The sequence below is a fragment of the Streptomyces huiliensis genome, assembly GCF_020037025.1.
Lineage (GTDB): Bacteria > Actinomycetota > Actinomycetes > Streptomycetales > Streptomycetaceae > Streptomyces > Streptomyces huiliensis.
In genome coordinates this window covers 1-24166 of the sequence record NZ_JAIQLH010000075.1, presented here as the reverse complement: position 1 = coordinate 24166, position 24166 = coordinate 1, and the positions used below count along the sequence as shown (strand labels likewise).

The 24166-nt window shown below is 73.0% G+C and carries 21 protein-coding genes; 8 read left to right on the top strand and 13 right to left on the bottom strand.

The window, feature by feature from the left end; all coding sequences use genetic code 11:
- Window positions 1-50: 50 nt before the first annotated feature.
- The 5 genes from JNW98_RS15305 to JNW98_RS15285 form a co-directional block, all read right to left on the bottom strand.
- A complete protein-coding gene (locus JNW98_RS15305; protein WP_223768763.1) occupies window positions 51-917 on the bottom strand; it encodes an NAD(P)-dependent oxidoreductase in 867 nt (288 codons plus the stop codon).
- Window positions 918-1096: 179 nt separating this feature from the next.
- Window positions 1097-3622, bottom strand: a complete 2526-nt coding sequence (locus JNW98_RS15300) for an ABC transporter permease (RefSeq protein ID WP_223768762.1) — start codon at window positions 3620-3622, stop codon at window positions 1097-1099.
- 154 nt (window positions 3623-3776) lie between these two features.
- Complete coding sequence (locus JNW98_RS15295; protein ID WP_223768761.1) at window positions 3777-4544, bottom strand: ABC transporter ATP-binding protein; 768 nt, start codon at window positions 4542-4544, stop codon at window positions 3777-3779.
- Between the two features lie 227 nt (window positions 4545-4771).
- Window positions 4772-5665, bottom strand: a complete 894-nt coding sequence (locus JNW98_RS15290) for a carbohydrate ABC transporter permease (RefSeq protein WP_223768760.1) — start codon at window positions 5663-5665, stop codon at window positions 4772-4774.
- Window positions 5666-5777: 112 nt separating this feature from the next.
- Window positions 5778-6206, bottom strand: coding sequence for a CBS domain-containing protein (locus tag JNW98_RS15285; protein WP_223768759.1), 429 nt, complete (start codon window positions 6204-6206; stop codon window positions 5778-5780).
- A 312-nt stretch (window positions 6207-6518) separates the two neighbouring features.
- Between JNW98_RS15285 and JNW98_RS15280 the strand changes: the two genes are divergently transcribed.
- The 3 genes from JNW98_RS15280 (at window position 6519) to JNW98_RS15270 (ending at window position 9950) form a co-directional block, all read left to right on the top strand.
- On the top strand, window positions 6519-7304 hold the full coding sequence (locus JNW98_RS15280; RefSeq protein WP_223768758.1) for a VOC family protein: 786 nt from the start codon (window positions 6519-6521) through the stop codon (window positions 7302-7304).
- 677 nt (window positions 7305-7981) lie between these two features.
- Window positions 7982-8806, top strand: coding sequence for an MmyB family transcriptional regulator (locus tag JNW98_RS15275; protein WP_223768757.1), 825 nt, complete (start codon window positions 7982-7984; stop codon window positions 8804-8806).
- A gap of 85 nt (window positions 8807-8891) precedes the next feature.
- Entirely contained in the window at window positions 8892-9950 is a 1059-nt protein-coding gene (locus JNW98_RS15270; protein ID WP_223768756.1) for a type III polyketide synthase, read from the top strand.
- A 5-nt stretch (window positions 9951-9955) separates the two neighbouring features.
- On the opposite strand, the gene JNW98_RS15265 is transcribed toward JNW98_RS15270, so the two are convergent.
- From JNW98_RS15265 to JNW98_RS15245, 5 genes are all read right to left on the bottom strand, one after another.
- Window positions 9956-10702, bottom strand: coding sequence for an MmyB family transcriptional regulator (locus JNW98_RS15265; RefSeq protein WP_223768755.1), 747 nt, complete (start codon window positions 10700-10702; stop codon window positions 9956-9958).
- A gap of 331 nt (window positions 10703-11033) precedes the next feature.
- On the bottom strand, window positions 11034-11900 hold the full coding sequence (locus JNW98_RS15260) for a carbohydrate ABC transporter permease (RefSeq protein ID WP_223768754.1): 867 nt from the start codon (window positions 11898-11900) through the stop codon (window positions 11034-11036).
- On the bottom strand, window positions 11897-13237 hold the full coding sequence (locus tag JNW98_RS15255) for an extracellular solute-binding protein (protein WP_223768765.1): 1341 nt from the start codon (window positions 13235-13237) through the stop codon (window positions 11897-11899). The genes JNW98_RS15260 and JNW98_RS15255 overlap by 4 nt, the downstream gene beginning before the upstream one ends.
- Window positions 13238-13680: 443 nt before the next feature.
- Window positions 13681-14391: a response regulator gene (locus JNW98_RS15250; RefSeq protein WP_223768753.1), complete on the bottom strand. Its 711-nt coding sequence runs from the start codon at window positions 14389-14391 to the stop codon at window positions 13681-13683.
- Window positions 14388-16052, bottom strand: coding sequence for a sensor histidine kinase (locus JNW98_RS15245; protein WP_223768752.1), 1665 nt, complete (start codon window positions 16050-16052; stop codon window positions 14388-14390). Before JNW98_RS15245 ends, JNW98_RS15250 begins: the two co-directional genes overlap by 4 nt.
- 174 nt (window positions 16053-16226) lie before the next feature.
- Between JNW98_RS15245 and JNW98_RS15240 the strand changes: the two genes are divergently transcribed.
- On the top strand, window positions 16227-17627 hold the full coding sequence (locus JNW98_RS15240) for a cation:dicarboxylate symporter family transporter (RefSeq protein WP_372459251.1): 1401 nt from the start codon (window positions 16227-16229) through the stop codon (window positions 17625-17627).
- Window positions 17628-17732: 105 nt separating this feature from the next.
- On the opposite strand, the gene JNW98_RS15235 is transcribed toward JNW98_RS15240, so the two are convergent.
- A complete protein-coding gene (locus JNW98_RS15235) occupies window positions 17733-18356 on the bottom strand; it encodes a TetR/AcrR family transcriptional regulator (protein ID WP_223768751.1) in 624 nt (207 codons plus the stop codon).
- 152 nt (window positions 18357-18508) lie between these two features.
- Here JNW98_RS15235 and JNW98_RS15230 point away from each other — a divergent pair, with 152 nt between their 5' ends.
- The gene (locus JNW98_RS15230; RefSeq protein WP_223768750.1) at window positions 18509-20173 is read left to right on the top strand and encodes an MFS transporter; all 1665 of its coding nucleotides are present in this window, start codon (window positions 18509-18511) and stop codon (window positions 20171-20173) included.
- 136 nt (window positions 20174-20309) lie between these two features.
- Window positions 20310-20594, top strand: coding sequence for a hypothetical protein (locus JNW98_RS15225; RefSeq protein WP_223768749.1), 285 nt, complete (start codon window positions 20310-20312; stop codon window positions 20592-20594).
- Here JNW98_RS15225 and JNW98_RS15220 read toward each other — a convergent pair.
- Together JNW98_RS15220 and JNW98_RS15215 are read right to left on the bottom strand one after the other, a co-directional pair.
- The gene (locus tag JNW98_RS15220) at window positions 20581-21111 is read right to left on the bottom strand and encodes an NUDIX domain-containing protein (RefSeq protein WP_223768748.1); all 531 of its coding nucleotides are present in this window, start codon (window positions 21109-21111) and stop codon (window positions 20581-20583) included. The two genes, JNW98_RS15225 and JNW98_RS15220, sit on opposite strands and share 14 nt — an antisense overlap.
- Window positions 21112-21160: 49 nt before the next feature.
- On the bottom strand, window positions 21161-22819 hold the full coding sequence (locus JNW98_RS15215; RefSeq protein ID WP_223768747.1) for a hypothetical protein: 1659 nt from the start codon (window positions 22817-22819) through the stop codon (window positions 21161-21163).
- A gap of 403 nt (window positions 22820-23222) precedes the next feature.
- Here JNW98_RS15215 and JNW98_RS15210 point away from each other — a divergent pair, with 403 nt between their 5' ends.
- On the top strand, window positions 23223-23408 hold the full coding sequence (locus JNW98_RS15210) for a hypothetical protein (protein ID WP_223768746.1): 186 nt from the start codon (window positions 23223-23225) through the stop codon (window positions 23406-23408).
- A complete protein-coding gene (locus tag JNW98_RS15205) occupies window positions 23401-24000 on the top strand; it encodes an RNA polymerase sigma factor (RefSeq protein ID WP_223768745.1) in 600 nt (199 codons plus the stop codon). Before JNW98_RS15210 ends, JNW98_RS15205 begins: the two co-directional genes overlap by 8 nt.
- The last annotated feature ends 166 nt before the right edge of the window (window positions 24001-24166 follow it).

The window sequence follows — 24166 nt, the reverse complement described above, 5'->3', positions numbered from 1 at the left end:
CGGCCCCCCCACGCCGCTTCTTCACGCCCCCCCCGCGCGGGGGCGCCGTCTCACTTCTTCATCAGCTCGACGACGCTCGTGATGTCGTCCGCGCCGTACCCCTCCGCCGTACGCCGCACCATCAGCTCCTGGAGCGCCGTGAGGAAGACCGGGCGCACGCCCTGCTCCTCGGCGGCGGTGACGAGGTTGCCGTAACCCGCCGTCTGCATCGCGAGGTTGGAGACGACGTGCTGCGAGTGGTCGCCCGTCGCGATCTGCTCGGCGAAGCGCGGGATGCTCGTCGCCATGGCCTCCAGCCAGGCGGTGAGCAGCGGTGTGAACTCCTCCGCCGGAACCCCGGCCGAGGACGTCATCGCCAGGGCGTGCATGACGCCCATGAACTGGCCGTACATGCCGCTCAGCAGCGACACGTCGTACAGCGCCGCCAGCCCGGGGTCGGTGCCGACGAAGCGGGCCGCGCCGAGCAGTTCGAGCACCGGGAGGTACGCGTCGAACGCCTCCCGGGCACCGCTGTACACGATGAACGACTGCTCGGTGCCGATGCCCGGCGGGATGGCCATGATGCCGCCGTCGACGTACGTGATGCCGTGCTCGTCCGCCCAGGCGGCCATCCGTCGCGCCTGGTCGGGCGTGCCGTTGGTGAGGTTGACCAGCGTCCGGCCCTTGAGGGCGGCGGCCACCGGCTCCAGCGTCTCGCGCACCGACGCGTAGTCCCAGATGCAGGCGATCACCAACTCGCTCGCCTCGACGGCGCTCTCGACGTCGTCGGCGCGGACGGCGCCCAGGGCGACGAGCGGGTCGGCCTTCTCGGGGGTGCGGTTCCAGACGGTGGTCGGGTGGCCGTTGGTCAGGAAGGTGGTGACCATGGCCTTGCCCATGGCGCCGAGGCCGAGGAAGGTGACGGGGGTCTTGCTCATGATGAGTCTGCTCCTGGAGAGGCGGGGTGGGTACTCGGCTGCGCGCGCTCCCTCAGCCTCGTCCAGGCGGCGATCCCGCTCAAGTACGCACAATAAGGTGGGTACTTACCCGGAGGTGGGGGCCCGCCCGTCCACAACGGGCCCCCGGCCCCTCACCGCGCAACGAGCCCCCGGTCTCCTCACTGCGCCCCGATCGCCTCCAGCGTGTCCAGCCGCGCTGCCCGCCGCGCCGGCCACGCCGCCGCCAGGATCCCGACCGCCAGCGCCAGCAGCAGGAAGATGCCGATGCGGCCCCACGGCACGACCATCTCGTACTGCGGGAACGACGTCCGCAGCAGATGCCCGCCGGACCAGGCGAGGAACAGGCCCAGGCCCACCCCGAGCACCGCGCCGAACATCGCGATCATCACGGACTCCAGCCGCACCATCTGCTTCACGCCCGAGCGGGCCAGGCCGACCGCCCGCAGCATCCCGATCTCCCGGGTGCGCTCGAAGACCGACATGGCGAGGGTGTTGACCACGCCGATCACCGCGATCACCACGGCCACGCCCAGCAGCCCGTACATCAGGTACAGCACGTCGTCGATGTCGCCGGCGGCGGAGCGGCGCAGGTCGTCGCGGCTCTCGACCTTGACGGCCGGGTTGCCGCCGAGGGCCTTCCGGATCGGCGCGCGGAGCCCGTCCGCCTTCCCGGGCGCGGCTTTGACCAGCACCTCCTGGTCCCGCACCCGGTCCAGGTGCGGATCGACGAAGGAGGGCGCGGCGAGGACGTCGCTCAGCACGTCGTTCTCGCTGTGGACGGCGACGACGCGGGCCGTGGCGCGCTTCCCGTCGTAGAACGTCATGGGCAGCGCCGAGCCGACCGTCAGGTGCCGTTTGCGAGCGTAATCCTCGCTGACGGCGACGTGCTTTCCGCGCACGTCGGACAGGGAGCCCTTGAGGACCTTCAGATCGGTGACCTTGCCGATGGCCGCGACGTCCGTGCCCCGGATGCCCGCCGGGTCACCGGCCGACTCGAAGCCGGTGACGCGCACTGGGACGGCCGCCTCGACGTCCGGCAGCTTGGCCAGCGCCCGCGCGGTGGCGGGGTCCAGGCCCCGGCCGCCGGCGGTGCTCACCTGGTAGTCGGCGGTGAGGTCCTGGTCGCCCATCCGGTCGATGCCCCGGTCGGCGGAGATCGCCGTCACGGTCAGGCCGGTGATCAGGGTCAGGCCGATCATCAGCGCGGAGGCGGTGGCGGCCGTGCGGCGCGGGTTGCGCAGCGCGTTCCGCCGGGCGAGCCGGCCGCTCACCCCGGAGACGCGCTCGGCGAGGCGCCCGAAGAGGTGGACGAAGGGCCGGGACAGCAGCGGGGCCAGCACGATCACGCCGGTGAGGGTGAGCACCGAACCCGCCATGGGGACGGTGAGGTCGCGGGCGTTCTTGAGGGTGCTGACGTACAGCATGATCGCGACGCCGGCGCTGGTGAGGACGGCGCCGATGGTGTTGCGGACGACAAGGCTCCGGGTGCCGGCCGGCGCGTCCACGGCGGCGAGCGCCTCCACCGGTGCGATCCGCGCCGCCTTGCGGGACGGCAGCCAGGCGGACAGGACGGTCACCAGGAAGCCGACGCCGACGGCGGACAGCACGGACGCGGGGGTGATGACCAGCGGCCCGTCCGGGAGTTCGGCCCCGTTGGAGCCGAGCAGGGACCGCATGCCCACGGCGACCCCGAGGCCCAGGACGAAGCCGGCCGCCGAGGCGATCAGACCGAGCAGCCCGGCCTCGATCAGCACCGAGCGCACGACCTGCCGGCGGGACGCGCCCACCGCCCGCAGCAGGGCGATCTCCCGGGTGCGCTGGGCGATGAGCATGGTGAAGGTGTTGGCGACGATGAAGATGCCGACGAAGAGGGAGACCCCGGCGAAGACCAGGAACGTCTTGCGGATGGCGCCCGTCTGCTCGTCGATGGCCTTGGACTGCTCGGCGGCCAGCTCGGTGCCGCTCCGGGCCTGGGCGTCGTCGGGCAGGACGGTCCGGACGCGGGCGGTCAGCGCGTTCGGGTCGGTGCCGGGCGCGGCGGTGACGACGAGTTCCTCGAACTTCCCCTTGGTACCGAGGAGTTTCTGGGCGGTGGCGGTGTCGAACAGGGCCAGGCTGCCGCCGGCGCCGACCCGGGGGTCGTCGGTCTTCACCGTGCCGACGAGCTTCTTGGTCATCACCGGCCCGTCGACGGCCAGCCGCACCGTGCCGCCGAGCCGCACGCCGGTCTTGGCCGCGGTCTTGGTGTCGAGCGCGACCTCCCCGGCGGAGGCCGGGCCGCGACCCTCGACGAGCGGGTAGCGGCGGTCCTTCCCGTCCGCGGCGGGCGCGTAGTTGGCGCCGGTGCTGCCCCACTCGTTGCCAGCGGACTCGCCGTGGCGGTCGGCGACGACGACGGTGCCCGTGACGGAGGGCCGGACGGCGGCGACGCCGGGGAGCGCGCGGATCCGGTCCGCGGTGCGGGTGCCGAGGCCGCCGGCGTCGCCCGGGCCGCCGCCGGTCGAGGTGACGGAGACGGCGACGTCGTCGAGGCTGCGGGACGTCCGGTCGCGGTACGCCTTGTTCACGGAGTCGCTGAAGACGAGCGTGCCGGAGACGAAGGCGGTGCCGAGGAGGACCGCGAGGGCGGTCATGAGGAGGCGGGTCCTGTGCGCGAGGAGGTTGCGCAGAGCGGTACGGAACACGGGTGGCCTGGGTCCTGGGGGTCGGGTCGGTTACGGCGGGCTTGGCGGGCGCGTTCTGCCGCGCCGGCGGACCAGCCGGTCGGGTGGTCGACTGGTCCGGTGGTCGGCTGGTCGGCTGGTCGGCTGGTCGGGTGGTGGCCGGCTGGTCCGGCGGTCAGCTGGTCCGGCCGCGGGCCTCGAACGCCTTCATCCGGTCCAGCACCGCAGGCGCGGTCGGCCGCGGCATCTCGTCGACGATCCGCCCGTCCGCGAGGAACAGCACCCGGTCCGCGTACGAGGCCGCCACCGGGTCATGGGTGACCATGACCACCGTCTGGTCCAGGGCGCGCACCGACTCCCCCAGGAGGCCCAGGAGTTCGGCGCCGGCCCGGGAGTCCAGGTTGCCGGTGGGTTCGTCGGCGAAGACGATCTCGGGGCGGGAGGTGAGCGCGCGGGCCACGGCGACGCGCTGCTGCTGGCCGCCGGAGAGCTGGTTCGGCCGGTGGGCGAGCCGTTCCGACAGGCCCAGGGCGGTCACGATCTGCCCGAGCCACTCCGGGTCGGGCCGCCGGCCCGCGATGTCCATCGGGAGGGTGATGTTCTCCAGCGCGGTCAGCGTCGGCAGCAGGTTGAACGCCTGGAAGACGAAGCCCACCTTGTCCCGGCGCAGCCGGGTCAGCTGCCGGTCGCCGAGTGTGGCGAGCTCGGTGTCGCCGATCCGCACGGAACCGGAGGAGACGGTGTCCAGGCCGGCCATGCAGTGCATCAGCGTCGACTTGCCCGAGCCCGACGGGCCCATGATCGCGGTGAACTCGGCCCGGCGGAACTCGACGTCGACCGCGTCCAGCGCGGTCACCCGGGTCGCCCCGTCGCCGTAGACCTTGCTCAGGCCGGTGGCGCGGGCCACGACGGCGCCGGTGCGGGGGGTGGTCGGGGCGGCCATGGGGGACAAGGGGGCTCCTCGGGGACGGGACGCAAGGGACGGGACGGAGACGGGGGTCGGAAGGGGACCCGTCCAGTCTCTGTGCCGAGGAGGCGCCGGGCGTCAGCCACAGGACCGGAATGCGGCGTCGCACTTTCGGGAGGAGCGGGACCCCGCGCGTAGTCCCTGAGACGGACGGCGGTCATCCTGCGGGCGCACCGCGGTCGCCCTTGCACCGAGTACCGCGGTCAGCCCTTCACCGCCCCGCCCAGTGCGAAGCCGCCGCCCAGCCGGCGGGCGACGAGCGCGTAGAGCAGGACGACGGGCGTCGAGTAGAGGACCGAGAAGGCGGCAAGCTGCCCGTAGGCGACCTGCCCGTGGTTGCCGAAGAAGGTGAAGACGGTGACGGACGCCGGGAGCCGGTCCGGCGACAGCAGGAGCAGGAACGGGACGAAGAAGTTGCCCCACATCAGCGCGAAGGAGTAGACGGCCACGACGGCCGTGCCCGGGCCCATGAGCGGCAGCACGATCCGGACGAGCGTCGTGAACCGGCCCGCGCCGTCCGTCCACGCCGCCTCCTCCAGCGACGTCGGCACCCCGTCCATGAAGTTCTTCATCAGCCAGACGGCGAACGGGAGTTGGGCGGCGGCCAGGAAGAGGATCGTGCCGGACATGGTGTCGACGAGGTTGATCCGCACGAAGAGCCCGTAGACCGGCACCATGATCGCGGTGATCGGGAGGCAGGTCATGAACAGGATCGTCAGCAGGTAGGAGTGGCCGAAGCGGGACCGGAAGCGGGACAGCGGGTACGCGGCGAGGGCCGCGCAGGCGACGGTGAGGGCGGTCGCGCCGCCGCACAGCAGCAGGCTGTTGAGCATCGGGGTGAAGGTGATCTCGTCCGTGAGGACGGCGGAGAAGTTGTCCGCGGAGGGCCCCTCCGGGACCCGTACGCTCAGCCCGGCCTCCGGGTCCACCGACGCCAGCGCCAGCCAGGCCAGCGGCACGGCGAAGGCGGCGGCCACGGCGAGCAGCGCCGCGTCGGCGGCCAGCCGGTGCCGGGTGCGGCGGGTGAGCGACGGGCGGCGGGGGAGCGGCGGGCCGCGTCGGGCGAGGGGTGGGCGCGGGACGACGAGTGGGCGCATGGGCGACCTCCGGGCGCGCGTGCTCGGAGGATAGCGGGCGGGCGGGGAGCCGGACAGGGCGCGGCCGCCCCGTGCGGGTCCCGCGCCCCGTCCCGTCCCGCGGTGGGGTCGCTCAGGTCTGCGGCGGCGTCGCGTAGACGCGCGACGCGAACGCGTGGACCTGGTTCTCGGGGAGGTTGCGGGCGACGTCCGCCTCGCTGATCATGCCGACCAGCTTCTTGTTCTCGATCACCGGCAGTCGGCGGACGTGGTGGCTGCCCATCTCCTCCACCACCTGTTCGACGCTGGCGTTCGCGTCCACCCAGCGGGGCGTGCCCTGGGCCAGGTCGGCGGCGGTGCACTGGGACGGGTCGTGGCCCTCGGCCACGCACTTCACCACGATGTCCCGGTCGGTGATGATTCCGCACAGGCGTTCGTTCTCGTCACTGACGGGGAGCGCGCCGACGTGCAGGTCGCGCATCCGCCGGGCGGCGTTCAGCAGCGTCTCCGTCTTGGGGATCCACTGCGCGCCCTCGTGCATGATGTCCTTGGCGGTGGTCATGGTGGTACCTCCTGACTGCGCCTTCGTGGTCCTTCGCGGTCCTTCGTGGGCCTTCGTGGTCTCCCCCTCGCGCGTGCCCCGTCCGGGCGCCGTGACGCGTCCCCCTCGTCTCCATGCTCGCGCGACCGCCGCCGTGCCGCACGCGGGGCGGCCCGTGCCGCACCGGGCGGGTGTGCGGGGCCGGTGCCAGACTGGGAACGGGGCAGACGTCCGAAGGCGGACGGAAGAGGTCCGAAGACGGACGGCAGACGTCCGAAGACGGACGGAAGACGCGCGGTACGACGAGGACGCGAGAGAGACGGGGTTCCGGCCATGCTCACCACCGATTTCGTCACCGGTTCGCCCACCTGGCTCGACCTGGGCAGCCCGGACATCGACCGGTCCGTCGCCTTCTACGGGACGGTCTTCGGCTGGGAGTACCAGTCGGCCGGGCCCGAGTCGGGCGGCTACGGCTTCTTCCGCCGCGACGGCGCCACCGTCGGGGCCGTCGGCCCCCTCACCGAGGAGGGCGCCCGCTCCGCCTGGACCGTCTACTTCCGGACGCCGGACGCCGACGCCACCGCCAAGTCCGTCGAGCAGGGCGGCGGCACGGTGCGGGTCGCGCCGTTCGACGTGATGGAAGCCGGGCGGATGGCCTGCTTCACCGATCCGGGCGGCGCCGAGTTCGCCGTCTGGCAGCCGGCGGCCGTCGGCGGGCTGGAGAGCGCCTCGGCCGAGAACGCGCTGTGCTGGACCGAGCTGCACGTGGCCGACCCGACCGCGGCGTACGCGTTCTACCGCGGCGTCTTCGGGTGGCGCAACACGGACATGGAGGTCCCGGGGATGGTCTACAAGGTGCTCTCCACGGCGGAGGGCGACCAGCAGGCCGCCTCGTTCGGCGGCGTGGCGCCTCTGCAGGAGGGCGACGACCCGCGCTGGATCCCCTACTTCGCCGTCGCCGACCCGGACGCGGTGGTCACGGCGGCGGAGGGCGGCGGCGGCTCGGTCCTGATGCAGCCCGCCGACGTGGCCGGAGTCGGCCGCATCGCCTGGCTCGCCGACCCCTTCGAGGCCCCCTTCGCCATCATCCGCCCGGACCAGCCGGCGGCGGCCGCCTGACAGGCACGGCCCGTTCGGGGCTGTCGGCTCGGGGCCGGTCGGCGCGGAGCCTGTTGGCTCGGGCCTGACCGCCCGGGCCGGTCGGCTGCGGGCCCGCGGCGGTGGGGCGCGACGGGCTCGGGCCGGTTTTCCACCGGGTGGACGGGCGCCTGTCGGCTGCCCGGAGCCCGGTTCGGGCATGACCAAACCTGATAAGGCTTGTTTTTGCCCAGTTTTTGCGTTTAGATCAGCGGCATCCCCGCGGCCGGTGCCCTTCCCGACGATCAGCGCCGGAAGCAGGACCCGCCGTGCGGCGGGAATCCGACGGTTCCCCTCCGTCGGACCGCGCTCCCTCACTTCGTGTGAGGTGTCTTTTCAGCCGTTGATGACAGGGCTAACTTCGCGATGAGCGAGGGCGGCCCTGAAGGGAGAACGTAAACCCGAACGCGGTAACTGACGCCGAATCAACTCCGCCCACTGCCGCCATTTCCCGTCGAAGGACGATCGCATGTTCCCCTCCCGTAACTGATACATCACTCGCCGTGGATGGCGAATCGGGTTCGAGCACCCCCGTAGGTCGAACCCGAGTCTGATGATGCAGGAGAGATGCGATCATTACAGCGGGGAACTTTTCCTCCGAAAAACTCTCGGACTAAAGCGTCTTCCCTCGTGCGGGGAGCCGTGGTAATGGGGGGTAGATGGACAAGGGAGCGCTTCAATGGCTGTTGCGCGAACGGCGGGCGCTCATCGCCCCGGAAGAATACGGTTTGAGTAGGCCGTCCCGGCAGGGGCGACGCGCTCCCGGGCTCACGCAATCGCAGATCGATCAACTGTTGCACCGCACGCACGGAACGTACAACAGGTTGGAGACGGGTAACTACCCCAATCCTCCAGAGGACTTATTGCGGGACGTCGCCCGCCTTCTGGCGTTCAACGAACACGAGTGGTCGTTGCTATGGCTCTACACGCTTCATCGCGACCCGCCGACGCCGCTTCACCCGCGGTCCGGCACCGAAGTCCGCGGTGCGTGGCAGGACGTCATCGACGGCATCTCCCATATCGCCTACATCACGGACCAGTCCTGGCGGGTGGTCACGTACAACAAGGCGTTCGCCGAGATCTTCCCGAGCGGCCGGGTGCCGACCAACACCATGCGGTGGATGCTCCTGGCGCCGGAGGCCCGTGAGGTCCTGATGGGGTGGGACGAACACTGGCTCCCCATGGTGCTTCCGCAGCTGCGCGCCGCGATGGCGGCACTCCCGCACGACGAGACGCTCGCGGGGATCGAGAAGGACGTCCTGGCCGACCCGCTCGCGGGTCCGCTCTACGAGGCGGGCGGCGGGTCGTACATCCACCCGGACGGCGACGAACGGCCCTTGCGGCACGCCCGGCTCGGCCCCGGCTGGGTCTCCCTGTGCACCGCCGAGCCGCTGGCGTCGCCCAGAGCGCGCCTGATGGTCATGATCTTCCGCCCGGGTGAGGAACGCCGGCACACCGGACCGGCGATCCTCCGCGCCACATGAGCCCGAACTTACCCGGACGAGCGGCCGCCCCGTGGTGGCCGCCGCCGGGCGCAGCCCCCCGCACCGACCCCCCGTGGAGGACCCCTTGCCCGCCTTCGTCGCGCGGCCCGCCATAGCGCTGCCCGAACATGTCGTCACCACCGACGAAATCTGTGCCGACATCCAGTCCCACCACGGTGACCTCCCACGCCTCGCCGCCACCTTGCGCATCGTCCGGGCCACCGGAGTCTCCACCCGCAGGTTCGCCCGCCCCCTGCACTCGCCGACCGTCTCCGGGGACGCCCCGGTCCGGGAGCGCAACCGAGTCGCGTTCGACGACGCCTGTCGGCTCGCCGAGGAGGCCGCCCGCGGCGCCCTCGCGCACGCGGGCCTGGAGCCCTCGGACATCGACTGCCTCGTCACCAGCCACAGCACCTCGTGGGCGGTCCCGGGGCTCGACGTCCACCTCGTCCAGGCGCTCGGCCTGCGGCCCGACGTCCGGCGCGTCCCGATGGCGTCCCTCGCCTGCTCCGGCGGGGCCCAAGGGCTGGTCCGCGCGACCGACCTGCTCGCCGCGCGCCCGGGCAGCCGCTGCCTGGTGGCCGTCGCCGAGACCTTCAGCGCCATCTACCACCAGCAGGACACCTCGGTGGAAGCCATGATCTACAAGGTGCTCTTCGGCGACGGGGCCGGCGCCTGCGTCGTCACGGACGAACCCCTGTCGCCCGGCCTGCGGATCGACTCCACCTGGGAGTATTTGCTTCCGTACAGCCGTGACCGCTACTGGGCGCACCTGGACGGCAGCGGCTTCCACTTCAACTCCAGCCGCAAGGCCATCGAGGCCGCGGGCGAGGCGATGCCCGCGCTCAAGGACTGGCTGGCGACCGCCGCCGGGGACCGGCCGTTCCGCCCCGAGTGGACGGTCGCCCATCCCGGCGGCCCGCGCATCCTGGACAGCGTGGGCGAGGAACTGGCGATGGACCGCGAGCGGCTGCGGCACTCCTGGGACAGCCTGGCCGCCAACGGCAACCTGGGCGGGGTGGCGGTCCTGGACGTCCTCGCCCGCACGCACGCGGACCCGCCGCCGGCCGACGCCCCCGGGCTGCTGCTCGCCTTCGGTCCGGGCTTCGTCGCCACCGCCGGCGCCGGCGCCTGGCACGCGTGACCCGGTCATGACGCCGGAGGGCAGGGCGGGTAGTAGCCGGCGGGATCGCGGCCGCCCGGGTCCGCTTCGGGGTACTCCGTGCCGGACTCCTCGTCCGTCCGGAACGTCAGCTGGAACTGCCGTAGGCCGGGGAACCCGGAGAGTTCGCTGACGCACATGGTGACGGTCCCGGGGCCCCGCTCCGGGTGGCGCCACGGTCGTATGGCCCCGTCCGGGTGGGCATGCCCGGACGGGACGCTCCGGTACCACCTGCTCAGGAGCGGGTCGGCCAGGCAGCGGTCCGTGAGCCACTGGAGCACGGGGTCGCCCTTGTGCCGGACGAGCGCCAGCCGGAGCTGCGGGACGGCCACCGGCCCCCAGCGGTTCTCCCAGTCGAGCAGGGTGTTGGTGCGGGCACTGTGGTCGAAGAGCATCCAGTGCATGGTGTTGTACGGAACCCGGCGGCCGGGGAACAGCTCGGCGAAACCGCGGCTGTAGGTATGGACGTTCCAGAGACTGTCGCTGATATAGGTGATGGCCCGGGACTCGGTGACCATCTCCCGCCAGTGGCGGGGTGTGGTGATCCGGGAACCCTCCGCGAGCGGGAACGGCGGCTGCTCGCCCCGGGCGTATCCGTAGAGGACGACCCATTCCTGTTCGGTGAGTCCGAGGATATGGGCCACATCACGCAAATACTCGGGTGCCGGATTGTCCAGGACGCCGCGTTCCAGTTTGCCGTACGTACCCGGGGCGCGCAGGAGTAAGTGGTCCATGTGAGCCTGGGTCAGGCCCGGCGACTTTCTTCCCCGGGGATCCATCCGTACGAGCCCCAGCCCTTCCGGACTGATGGCCGCCCGGCGTTCGGTGAGCATCTGGCGCAACACCTCCGTGTCCAATGGGACAACTCCCTTCCTACACCCGGGACCTCCGTTTTTCGAGGTGCTGTCAGCACCTGGAAAGGCCGCTCGCGCCCTGATGATAGGGCCGGGCTGGCCGCGACCCGGTGCCGGGGCGTGGAAAGGTGGGGAGCAGGGCCGGAAAGTGCCGGAGGCGCGGCGCGCCGTGGGCCCCCGGCACACCGCCGGCCTTGTGACGTCCGCGCGCTCACTCCTCCCGCAGCAACCGCAGGTACACCACCGCGAACAGCCCCCCGACGAGCAGCAGAAGCAGCGCGACCGCCGTCCCGTACCCGATCAGGGACTTGAGGAAGGCCTGGTCGTACATGAAGACCGGGAGGGTCTCACTGCGGTGGGCGGGGCCGCCGCGGGTCATGGCCCAGATGAGGCCGAAAACCGACAGTGTCTGGAGGGTGTTGAGCATGAGGTTGGTGCCGATGGTGCGGCGGAGCATGGGGAGGGTGATGTAGCGGAAGCGGCGGAAGCCCGTGGCGCCGTCGACGAGGGCGGCCTCGGTCACGTCCTGCGGGATGCCGTCGAGCGCGGCCGAGTAGACCAGCATGGAGAACGCGGTGCCGCGCCAGACGTTGGCGAAGGAGACGGCCAGGATGGGGAGGGTGAACAGCCAGTTCTGGGTGGGCAGATGGAGGTGCTCCAGGATGGCGTTGAGGGTGCCGCGCCGGTGGAAGAAGGTGTAGAGGAGGAAGCCCGCCACGATCTCCGGGACGACCCAGGCGGCGACCACGATCGTGCCGGTGACCGTGCGGACCGGCCGGGACGCGTGCCGCATCAGGGCGGCGAGCGCGAAGCCCAGGGTGTTCTGGCCGACGAGGGACGACAGGACCGTGAAGAGGAGCGTCAGGACGACCGCGTTCCGGAAGTCCTCGTCCGCGAAGGCGTGCCGGAAGTTCTCCAGCCCGACCCAGGACGCCGACGCCTGCCCGGTGAGGCGGGTGTCGGTGAAGGCGAGTCCGACGCACCAGACAACCGGGCCGGCGAGGAAGAGCAGCAGCAGGACGGTGGCGGGCGCGAGGGGCAGCCAGCGGGCGACCGCCGAGCGGCGGCGGGCGGTCATCGGCGTTCCTCCGCCGTGTCGGCGATGGACCGCAGCTCCTCGTCGTAGTCCCGTGCGGCCCGGGCCGGCGAGGCGTCGCCCGTGGCGACCGCCTCCATCGCCTCCTGCAGCGCCGAGGACACCTGCGGGTAGACCGGCAGGGCCGGGCGGTGGCGGGTGACCGCGACCAGGCCGGTGAAGAAGTCGATGCCCGGTACGTACGTCCGGTACCGCGTGTCGGCGGCGACGTCGTCCCGGACGGCGATCTGCCCGTCGCGGACCGTCCAGTCGAGGGCGTTCGACCGGTTCTGCAGGGTCTCCACCACCTGCCAGGCCAGGTCCGCCTTGCGGGAGCGGGCGGCGACCGCCCACGACCAGCCGCCGGAGAGGCTGACCCGGCCGGGGGCGGCACCGTGCTGGGTCGGGAAGGCGGCCCGCCCCAGCACGCGCGGCCAGGCCGGCCACGGTCTGCTGCCGTCCGGCTGCCAGTTCTTGCCGAGCCAGTTGCCGTCCAGGGCGATGGCCAGCTTCCCCTTGGGCAGCCATTCGGCGGTGACGCGCGTGCTGACGTTGGGGTCGAGCGCGTCGGTCGGGTCCGGGCCGAGCTTCTCGGCGTAGACCGTGCGGACGAACTCCAGGGCGTCCACGAAGCCTTGGCGGCCGGTGAGCCACTTCTTCCGGACCGGGTCGTACAGCGGATCGCGGCCCGTGCCGTACAGCAGCATCTCGAAACCCTGCATGGCCGCCGCCTCGCCGGGGCCCTTGCCCGTGTAGAGGTGGAACGGGATCACTCCGGGGACCCGGTCCCGGACGGCCCGGGCCGCGTCGAGGACGTCGTCCCAGGTACGCGGCTGCCAGTCGGCCGGCAGGCCGGCCCGCGCGAAGAGCTCCTTGTTGAACCACAGCCCCCGGGTGTCCGTACCGTCCGGCACCCCGTACATCCTGCCGTCCTCCGCCTTCACCAGCGCCTTGGCGGCCGGGAGGTAGTGCTTCCAGTCCTGCCAGCCGGCCAGCTTGTCGTCCAGCGGACGCAGGTAGCCCGACGCGACGTCCGAGTCGATGAGGGAGGTGTCCTCGCGGACGAGGTCCGGCGCGGTCCGTGGGGAGCGCATCATCTGCTGCACCTTGACGGCGTAGTCGTCCTGCGCCGCCTGGACGGGGACGAGCTCCATCGTCCGGCCCGGGTGCTCCCGCTCGAACCGCCGCTTCACGCCCGCCAGGTAGTCGTCCAGGATCCGGTACTTGTTGTCGGTGCTGCGCTGGTAGACGACCCGTACGGTGTCCGGGTCGCCGCCCGGGTTCCCACAGGCGGTGAGCGGTCCGGCGAGCGCGGCGGCGGTCAGCGCGGTGGCGAGCAGCGCGGTGGTGACCGGGCGCGCGGGGGTGACCGGGCGCGCGGGGGTGGTGGAGTGCGGTGGGGCGGGGGCGCGCACGGGAGCTTGACGGCGCGCGGGAGCTTTGGGACGCACGGGCACGACCTCCTACGGGCCGGAGCCTGCGGCCCGCTGCGGGCCCGGCGGCTCGGTGGCACCGGTAGCGTTCCCGGCCCGCCATCCGGGTACGCGCGGGGGTGCGGCGGGCGATGCTCCATGGGGTTGTCCGGCGGCCGAGGGGTTGTCCGGCCGTGTCCGCCGTCGTCCGGTGGCGGTGTGCGGTGTGTGCGGTGTGTGCGGTGTGTGCGGTGTGTGCGGTGTGTGCGGTGTGTGCGGTGTGTGCGGTGTGTGCGTACGGCGTACGGCGTACGGCGGGTGCGTGCCACCCGGCGGGTGCGCCCCCGGCCTTCGGGCTCGCCCCCGCCGCGTCAGCCCCCGCTCAGCCAGCGGTACCGCAGCTCCGGCCGTCCCACCTGCCCGTACAGCGGCGCCCGGGCCGCGCGCCCGGTGGCGACCAGGTGTTCCAGGTAGCGGCGGGCGGTGATCCGGGAGATGCCCAGCGCGGCGCCGGCCGTCGTGGCGGAGACGCCGTCCGGGCCCGCCGCGCGCAGGGTGTCGGTGATCGCCGTGAGGGTGTCCGTGCTCAGTCCCTTGGGCAGGACGGCGGGGCGCGGGGCGCGCAGCGCGCCGAGTGCGCGGTCCACCTCGTCCTGGCCGCTGGCCTCGCCCGCGACGGACCGGAATTCGGCGTACCGCGTCAGCCGGTCGCGCAGCGTGGTGAAGGTGAACGGTTTCAGCACGTACTGCACGACCCCCAGTGAGACACCCTCCCGGACCACGGCCAGGTCGCGGGCCGAGGTGACGGCGATGACGTCGGCGGTGTGCCCGGCGGAGCGCAGTGAGCGCAGCAGCCGGAGTCCGTGGCCGTCGGGGAGGTAGAGGTCGAGCAGGAGCAGGTCGGCGGGGGAGCGCTTGAGGAACTGGGAGGCGTCCCCCACCGAGTGCGCCACCCCGGCCACGGTGAAGCCCGGGACGCGCCGGACGTAGAGGGCATGCGCGTCGGCGGCCACGGGGTCGTCCTCCACGACGAGTACGCGGATCGGCGGCGTCGGTGGCGCGGGCGGCGCGGGCGGTGTCACGGCCGCTCACCGGCGTCGCCCGGTGCCACGGCCCCGGCGCCCAGCGGCAGCCTGACCGTGAACTCCGCGCCCCCCGACGGCGCCCGGCCCGCCTCCACCGTGCCCCCGTTGCGTACGGCCGCCTGCCGGACGAGGGCGAGGCCGAGGCCGTGGCCGTGTGCGGCGGCGGCGCCGGGGCCCTTGGTGGACCAGCCGCGGCGGAAGATCTCGTCGGCCGTGCCGGGGGCCAGTCCCGGACCGGTGTCGGTGACGCGCAGCAGCAGGTCGTCGCCGTCCGGGCGGACGGTGACGGTGACCCGGGCGGCGCCGGCGGGGAGGCCGTCACCGGGGCGCGGGCCGGCCGCGTCGACCGCGTTGTCGATGAGGTTGCCGAGGACGGTGACCAGGTCGCGGGTGGGGAGGGCGGGCGGCAGCAGCCCGTCGTCCACGTGGCTGTCGGGGGAGAGGAGCAGTTCCACGCCGTGCTCGTTGGCGTGGGCGGCCTTGCCGAGCAGCAGCGCGGCGAGGACCGGTTCGGCGACGGCGGCCACCACCTGGTCGGTGAGGGCCTGGGCGAGCTCCAGTTCGGCGGTGGCGAAGCCGATGGCCTCCTCGGCGCGGCCGAGTTCGATCAGCGAGACGACCGTGTGCAGCCGGTTGGCGGCCTCGTGCGCCTGGGAGCGCAGCGCCTCGGCGAAGCCCCGGACGGAGTCCAGTTCCCCGCTGAGGGCCTGGAGTTCGGTGTGGTCCCTGAGGGTGACGACGGTACCGCGGCGCTGACCGCCGGAGACCGGCGAGGTGTTGACGACCAGCGTCCGGTCGGCGGTCAGGTGCAGTTCGTCGACGCGCGGCTCGGGCGCCAGCAGGGCGTCGGTCAGTGAGCGGGGGAGACCCAGTTCGGTGACGTGGCGGCCCACGGCGTCCGTGCCGCGCAGCCCGAGCAGTTCGCGCCCGCCGTCGTTGACGAGGGCCACCCTGCGCTGCCCGTCCAGCATCAGCAGCCCCTCCCGAACCGCGTGCAGGGCGGCCTCGTGGTAGTCGTGCATCCGGGCCAGCTCGGTGGCGTTCATCCCGTGGGTGTGCCGCCGCAGCCGCCGGTTGAGGACGTACGTCCCGGCGCCGCCGAGCGCGAGGACGGCGGCGGCGAAGACGAGCAGGGCGACGACCTGGCGGCGGTGGCGCGCGCTGATCGCGTCGACCGTGATCCCGGCGCTGACCAGGGCGGTGACCCGGCCGTTCCGGTCCCGGACGGGGGCGACGGCCCGGACGGACGGGCCGAGCGTGCCGGTGTACGTCTCCGCGAACACCCGTCCCTCCAGCGCAGGCCCGGTGTGGCCGAGGAAGGGCTCGCCGATCCTGGCCGGGTCGGGGTGGGTCCAGCGGGTGCCGCGCGGGCTCATGATGGTCACGAAGTCCACGTCGGTGTCGTGCCGGACCCGCTCGGCGTACGGCTGGAGCTCGCGCGACGGGTCCTTCGCCCCGGCCGCCGCGGCGACGGCGGGGGACGCGGCCACCGCGGTCGCCGTCGCGGTCACCTGACGGCGCGCGGCCTTCTCGGCCTCGGCGCGGTCGGAGATCCAGGCGAACGCGGCGCACCCCGCCACCACCGCGGCCACCAGCACGATCTGCACGGCGAAGAGCTGGCCGGCGAGGCTGCGGGAACGTATGCGAGGTGTGCGCATGGCCGACAGTGTGCACCGCGGCCCATTCGTGAACGTAATGCACGCAAGGGTGACCGCGGTCACAGCGGCGTGCATAGTCTCCGGGACCCCCTTCCTCCTGGACCGGTCCCGCCGAACGGACGGGCGGGGCCGGTCTGCGGGAGCCGCGACGACGAGGAGCCCCACGTGACAGCCGTGACGACGACGTCACCGTCCAACCAGCCGGAACCGCCGGACGAGCCGGGCCGGTCGGGCCCGCCGGCCGGGAAACGGGACCGCACCCACTACCTCTACCTCGCCGTCATCGCGGCGGTACTGGCCGGCATCGCGGTCGGCTTCGCCGCCCCCGGCACGGCCGTCGAGCTCAAGCCGCTGGGCACGGGATTCGTCAATCTCATCAAGATGATGATCTCGCCCGTCATCTTCTGCACGATCGTGCTCGGCATCGGATCGGTCCGGAAGGCCGCCAAGGTCGGCGCGGTGGGCGGGCTGGCGCTCGGCTACTTCCTCCTGATGTCGAGCGTGGCGCTGGCCATCGGCCTGCTCGTCGGCAACCTGCTGGAGCCCGGCAGCGGCCTGCACCTGACGGACGCCCTCCGGCACGCCGGCGAGGCGCAGGCCCAGACCGCGCACAAGTCGACCACCGCGTTCCTCCTCGGCATCATCCCCACCACCCTGGTGTCCGCCCTCACCGGCACCGAGGTGCTGCCGACGCTGCTGGTCGCCCTGCTGGTGGGCTTCGCCCTGCAGGCCATGGGCGGCGCGGGGGAGCCGGTGCTGCGCGGCATCGGGCACCTCCAGAAGCTGGTCTTCCGGATCCTGTCCATGATCATGTGGGTGGCGCCGGTGGGCGCCTTCGGTGCCATCGCCGCGGTCGTCGGAGCCACCGGCGTCGACGCGCTGAAGTCGCTGGCCGTCATCATGGTCGGCTTCTACACGACCTGCCTGCTGTTCGTCGTGGTGATCCTGGGGACGCTGCTGCGTCTGGTGGCCGGGGTGAACATCTTCCGGCTGCTGAAGTACCTGGGACGGGAGTTCCTGCTGATCCTGTCCACCTCCTCGTCGGAGTCGGCGCTGCCCCGGCTCATCGCGAAGATGGAGCACCTGGGCGTCAGCCGGCCCGTCGTCGGCATCACGGTCCCGACCGGCTACTCGTTCAACCTCGACGGCACCGCCATCTACCTCACCATGGCCTCGCTGTTCATCGCGGAGGCGATGGGCACGCCGCTCGACCTGGGGCAGCAGGTCTCGCTGCTGCTGTTCATGATCGTCGCGTCCAAGGGTGCGGCGGGCGTCACCGGCGCCGGGCTGGCCACCCTCGCGGGCGGCCTCCAGTCGCACCGGCCCGAACTCGTCGACGGCGTCGGCCTGATCGTCGGCATCGACCGCTTCATGAGCGAGGCGCGCGCCATGACCAACTTCGCGGGGAACGCGGTCGCGACCGTCCTCGTCGGCACCTGGACGAAGGAGATCGACCGGGAGCGGGTCGGGGAGGTGCTCGCCGGGCGGCTGCCCTTCGACGAGAGCACGCTGACGGCGGACGGGCACGGGGTGCCGGAGCCGCGCGAGGCGGACCGGGAGTCGGCGGGCGTCTGACCCGTGCCGAGGGGGCGCCGGACGGGCCGACGTCCGGCGCCCTTGGCATGACGCCGGACGTCGGCCTGCCGGCACGACGCCAGACGTCGGCCCGCCGGCATGACGTCAGACGTCGACCCGCTGTTCCCCCGCGATCCGCTCCACCAGTCCCGCCGCCTCCTCCGCCCGGACGCCCGCCGCCGTCAGGACCGTCACCGCGGCCGAGCGGCCCGCCCGCTCCGGCGGCAACAGCCCGTCGTTGACGGCCTGGAGCAGCCCGAAGAGGATCTGCTCGTGCACGTAGGCGAGGGCCGCCGCGGGCAGGACGGACGTGAAGCGCCCCGCCTCCAGGCCGCGCCGCAGCAGTGCCTCGCTCTCCCGCCGGACCGGCTCCAGCCGGCGCAGGATCCCCTCCACCGTGACGCTGCGCTGCGCCATGGAGACCAGCAGCCGGTAGCCGTCGGCGATCTCCCATACCGCGAGGATCGCGCGGGCCAATCCCTCCGCCGCGTCGCCGGGGTCGCCGACGGTCCGCAGCGCCTCGGCGCGCGCCGCGCCGACCGTCTCCGCCGCGTCGTCCACCAGGGCCGCGATCAGCGCGTCGCGGCTGGGGAAGTGGCCGTAGACGGTCCGCCGTACGACGCCCGCCGCCCGGGCGATCTGGTCCATGCTCGCCTCGGGGTCGCGCAGCAGCTCCGCGAGGGCGACGTCCAGGATGCGGCGGCGATTGGCGCTCGCTCTGCCGGTCATCGGTTCTCTTCTCCGTCGGGCCCGTCCGGCCCGCCGAGGGCCTTCCCCCTTATTTTCCCCCTCATTTTGCACACTGCCGTCCACCCCCCTTAGATTGCACACCAGTGGGTAATTGCACAACCGTGTGCAAGAACGAGGAAAGGACGAAAGCCATGCGCCTGGGGATATCGCGTCCCGTCGACGCGATGGACGGGCCGTACGCGCGACGCTGGTGGGCCCTGGGGGTGCTCTGCATCAGCCTGCTGATCATCGTCATGGCGAACACCTCGCTGACGGTGGCCGCCCCGGACATGGTCCAGAGCCTCGGTCTCGGCAGCTCCGACCTCCAGTGGGTCATCGACGGCTACACCGTCCCGTACGCCGCGCTGATGCTGATCCTGGGCGCGGTCGGTGACAAGTACAGCCGCCGGGGCGCCCTCGTCCTCGGCCTGCTGGTCTTCGCCGGGGCGTCGGTCGCGGGCTCGCTCGTCGACAGCGCGGCGGGCGTCATCGCGTCCCGCGCTGCGATGGGCGTCGGCGCGGCCATGATCATGCCGGCGACGCTGTCGCTGCTCGCCGCGACCTTCCCGCGCGCCGAGCGGGCCAAGGCCATCACCATCTGGACGGCCACCGCCGGCCTCGCCATCGCCGTCGGCCCGCTGGTCGCGGGCGCGCTGCTGGAGGACCACGGCTGGGCCTCGACGTTCCTCATCAACGTCCCGATCGCGCTGCTCGGCGCGGTGGGCGCGCTGTTCCTAGTGCCGCCGTCCAAGGCGGAGAACGTCGAGAAGATCGACTACATCGGCGGCCTGCTGTCCGTCATCTGGGTCGGCTCCCTCATCTACATGATCATCGAGGGGCCGCACTTCGGCTGGGGCGCCAAGGCCATCACGGCCGCGGTCGTGGCCGGCGTCGGCTTCGTCTGCTTCGTGCTGTGGGAGCTGCGCCACCCGCGCCCGGTGCTCGACGTCCGCCGCTTCGCGCAGCGCGCGTTCGCGGGCTCCACGCTGGCGGTCGCCCTGTTCTTCCTCGCCGTCTTCGGCGCCTTCTACTACCTCACGCAGCACCTGCAGTTCGTGCTTGGCTACTCGCCGCTGGACACCGGTGTCCGGATGCTGCCGCTGGCCGGCGCGGTGTTCGTGGGCGGCGCGCTGACCGCGCTGCTCACGCCGCGGTTCGGCATGAAGATCACGGTGGCGCTCGGCATGACCGTGGGCACGGTCGCCATCGCGCTGCTCACCCGCGTCGACGCGTCCTCGTCGTACGACGACTTCGTGCTGCCGCTGATCATCCTGGGTCTGGCCATCGGCCTGTCCCTGTCGCCCTGCACCAACGCCATCATGGGCTCCTTCCCGGAGAGCCAGCTGGGCGTCGGCGGCGCCGTCAACAGCACCTCCATCGAACTCGGCGGCTCCCTCGGCATCGCCATCCTCGGCACGGTGCTCGCCAAGACCTACTCCTCCAACCTCGGTGACGCCGCCGCCAAGGCCGCCGCCGCGGGCGGCCCCAAGCTGCCGGAGAAGGCGCTCACCGCCGCCCAGGACTCGGTCGGCGCGGGCCTCTACGTCGCCAAGGAGGTCGGCAAGCAGGTCACGGCCGGCGCCGCGCCCAAGGTCGGCCCCGAGAAGGCCGCCGCCCTCGGCGCCCAGCAGGCCCAGACCGTCGTCGAGGCCGTCCACAAGGCGTTCTCCGACGCGGTCGCCCACACCAGCGTCGTCGGCGCCGTCGTCCTCGGCATCGGCACCGTCGTCGTCGCCCTCCTCCTCCCCCGCAAGTCCGCCCAGCCCCAGCCGGCCACGGCGGAGCGGTCGGAGGACCGGGAGTCCGAGAAGGTCTGACCACTGCCGTAGCCGCCGTCGGGGCGGGACCGGGGACGTCCCCGGTCCCGCCCCGACGGCATACTGACGAGCGTCGCCGGAGCCGTGCGAGGGGTTGGGGCCTGTGGTAGAGCTGCGATGTGAGGCGGTCCGCTGGGTGTCCGACGAGCCGTTTCCCGGGTGGGTGGAGGTGCGGTTCACCGACGCGGTGGGGCGGTGCTGGTCGTTGTTCGACAAGCCGGCGATCTTCGGCGACGGGGGTGGGCTCGGTCCCGAGGCCGCCTATCCGGTGGCGGTCTCGGTCGCTTGCGTGGTCCGCGAGGCTCATGAGACCCCGGAGGGCGGGGAGGTCGTCGCCGTCTCCACATCACCGCACGGCGTCGCCACTCCGAACGGGCGCGAGGACTTCGTGGTGCGGCGGGATCAGCTCATCCACCGCTGAGCAAGCCGTGACCGTCCGTGCGGAGGTACCGGGGAACCCCGTCCTCCATCGTGTCCACGGCGGCGGCGAACCGTCGGCACAGGCGCGGGCCCAGCAGCCCCCGTGCCCGCCCGGGGGCGAAGAACGACAGCTCCGAAAGCTCGCCGTCGCAGGGACGGAGACCGGCGGCCGTCGCCGCGTCGAGCACGCCGCCGTCGAAGACGAAGGCGAGCTGGTCGTCCCAAGGGCCGTGCGGGGCGACCCAGTCGACCACGAGCAACCGCCGGATGGTCACCGTCAGACCCAGCTCCTCCCGGAGCTCGCGCAGCGCCGCGAGATCAGGTGCCTCATTGGCCTCGGCCATCCCGCCGGGCAGGTCCCAGCCCGGTTTGTAGGTCGGCTTGACCAGCAGGAAGCCACCTGCGGCGTCCCGGAGCAGCACATCGGCACTGACGCGCTTGCGCGCCTGCTTGGCGTTCCCCTCCGCCAAGTAGGCGTTCCACGCTTCGGGGTCGGAGGGGGTCGGACGGGCGGTCACGTCAGTTCTCCGTTCGGCGCGGCACCCGTTCGTGTGGGTCGGCAGGGCCTCATCTCCGCGGCGGCGGAACGCGTTCCACGTAGGGGCCGTTCGGGCGGTGGCGGCCCAGGACCGGGGCGCGGGGGCCGGGGGTGGGGTCCATGCGGATGACGGTGGCGAGGCCGGAGGTCGGGGTGGGGAGGGGGCGGGTGGGGACGGGGAGTGGGGGTGGGTCCTCGGGTGTGGGTTGTGGGGGGACCTGGGGGCGGAGTTCGGCGAGGAGGTGGGTCGCGGCGGCGGGGTTGCCGGCGAGGCGGAGGATCTCGGCCAGGGCGTGGGCCTCGGTGCGGGGGCGTTCGCGGGCGGCGAAGCCGAGGAGCCAGCGGGCGTCCTCGGGGCGGTCGGCCGCCTCCAGGGCGCGGATGAGCGGCGGTACGCCGTTCAGGGCGCGCAGGCGGCCGGCGGCCAGCAGGAGTTCGTAGACGTCCGTGTGCCGGCCGGTCTCGCGCAGCGCGGCCACCACGTCCATGACCCGGTCGGCCGGTTCGGCGCGGGCGACCGAGGCGAGGACGTACGACGCGTCCGGCCGCCGCCCGGCGTGGAACAGGGCCGCGAGGACGCCGGGGACGCGGGCGGGGTCGCGGGTGCGGGCCACCGCCGTCAGGACGTGGTCGGCGTCCGTGGGCTGCTCGTTGGCCCGGAGCAGGGCGACCACGCGCTGGACGAAGCCGGGGTTACCGTCCCGCCCCACGGTGGCGGCCAGGCGCCGGGCCGCCGCGTCCTGGCCGGCCGTGCGGGCGTCGGCCAGGGCGCGTACCGCCGTGAGCGGGGAGTTGTCCGGTGGAGTTGTCCGGGGACCGCCTCGGTTGTCCGGGCGGTGGTCAGGGGTGGGGTCCGGGCGGTCGTCAGGGTGGGCGTCCGGGCGGTTGTCAGGGTGGGCGTCCGGGCGGTTGTCCGGCCGTCCGGACGGGCTCACCGGACAACCGGTCGTCCGGTCGTCCGGCCCGGACGCCGACGCACCCCGCAGCGCGTCCAGTTCGGCGCTGGCCCGCCGCAACTCCGCCGCCAGCAGGACGCGTCGGGACTCGCTCCGCTGCAGGCGCCGGTGCGTCCGGCGGAGCCGCTCCGTACGCGTCCCGTCGGCGCGGCCCCGCGCGGCGCGCAGTTCGGACAGGTCCTTCTCCAGCCGGCCGACCGTCGTGAGGAGCAGGACGGACAACTGGCTCGCCCCGTCCCGCGCGCGCTCGGCCTCGGCGGCCCGCTCCAGCGCGGCGCGCAGCGCCTCGCCGCCGGAACCGCCCGCACCGCCCGCGCCGCCCGCGCCGTCGGGGGCCGGACGGGAGGCGTCGTCCCGGCCGCCGGCGGAGGAGCGGTCGGGTTGTCCGGTCCGGCCGTCACGCCGTGCCGGGACGGCCCGGACAAGCTCCCACAGGGGGCGCGCCTCGTTGAGCATCCGGGTGCGCTCCGCGTCGTCCCGGGAGCAGATGTCGGCGACGGCCTCCACGAAGTCCCATTGCGGATTCGCGCCGGCAAGCCGGTCCGCGACCGTGGAACGGGCGGGCACGCGCCCGTCGGTGAAGTGCTCGCAGTGCAGGGCGCCCGCCACGTCCCTGACGCTCAGCCCCGCCTTGTCCAGCCAGGCGCGTTGCAGGTTGGCCAGCTCCTGGGCAGGTGCGGAGGAGCCGCGCAGCGGTCCCCAGGGTCGTGTCCGCCTCCTTCCCTCGCTCAACGTCCCTCTCCTCGTGTTCGCGATGGCAATGGATCTTGTCCATGCTTGTCCGGCCGGACGCCCGGAACGGTGGACCAACGGATTCCGGTGGGCGAACCTCGGTCTGGAGGTCGCTCCGCCGGGAGAGTTGGTGGATCTCATACTGAAGCACGCGGCACGCTTCCGGCGCACCGGGTGGGGGTCGGCTCCGGGTTCGATCAGGGAAAACCCTGAGACGTTTCGCACTGGTGAACGACGCGGTGGACGGCCGGGACCGGCACGCCCGGCACCTCCCCGCGTTCGGGGCCTGCACGTTCGGGCCCCGCGCGGCGCTTGTACCCATGGAGACCACGCGTCTCCGGCGCCGCATGGGGGATGCCCGGCGTCTCCCACTCCACACCGACACGCAGCACTGGAGAAGCACGTGCATCAAGACAACGCGGCGCAGTGGATCGAAGCCGCCCTCGGCTTGCGGGTGTTCGGACCGGACGTGTTCCGGCTGCTGCGCCGGATGCTCGCCGCCGGCGTCCGGATCGGCATCTCCGGCCTGGTCGGCGGCGCACGCCACTCGGCCAAGCCGTCGTGCAAGCACGGAGGCCGCTGTGACTGAGGGGGCGGCCGACGGGGAAGGCCCGATGGGCCGGTGGTCGGACGCCGACCGGCTGTCGTTCTGGGCCTTCCACCTGGCCCGCAGACGGGACTACATGCGCTTCGCCTACGCCCGGCTGGGATCCGACGCCGACGCGGAGGAGGCGGTGGACCTCGCCTTCGAGGCCGTCATGGCCCACTGGCCCCGGATGCTGCGCATGGCGCACCTGGAGCAGTACGCGTGGACGATCCTCAAGCACCGGATCTGCGACCAGTGGCGCCGCCGCAGGCGCCGCCCCGAGCCCATGGACACCGCCGCCTTCGAGGCCGCCCTCCGCGACCAGGCCGAGGATCCTTACGAACTCCTCGCCGATTTCATACAGTTGAACGCCGCCATCGGCAGCCTGAGTGAGCGCCAGCGGGACGCGGTCGTGCTCCGGTACCGCATCGGCTACACCACCTCGGAGGCGGCGGAACTGCTGGGCATCGAGGAGGCCACGGTGCGCTCCCACGTCAGCCAGGCCTGCCGCCGCCTCGCCCGCGTGCTGCGCGCGGGCGCCCCCGGCACCCCGCGGGCCACGGCCGACACCGCACCGCGGGAGGAGAACCCATGACCGACGACCTCGCCCCCGCGGCCCGGAGAAGGGTCGAGCGACTGCTGTCCCTGGCCCGCGCCCGGGACCGCTACACCGACTACGACGTGGCGGCGGCCGAGGCGCGCCTCCGGGCCCGGCTGTCCGCCCGCGCCCGCCGCGCCGCGTCCGCCACCCCCACGGCGCC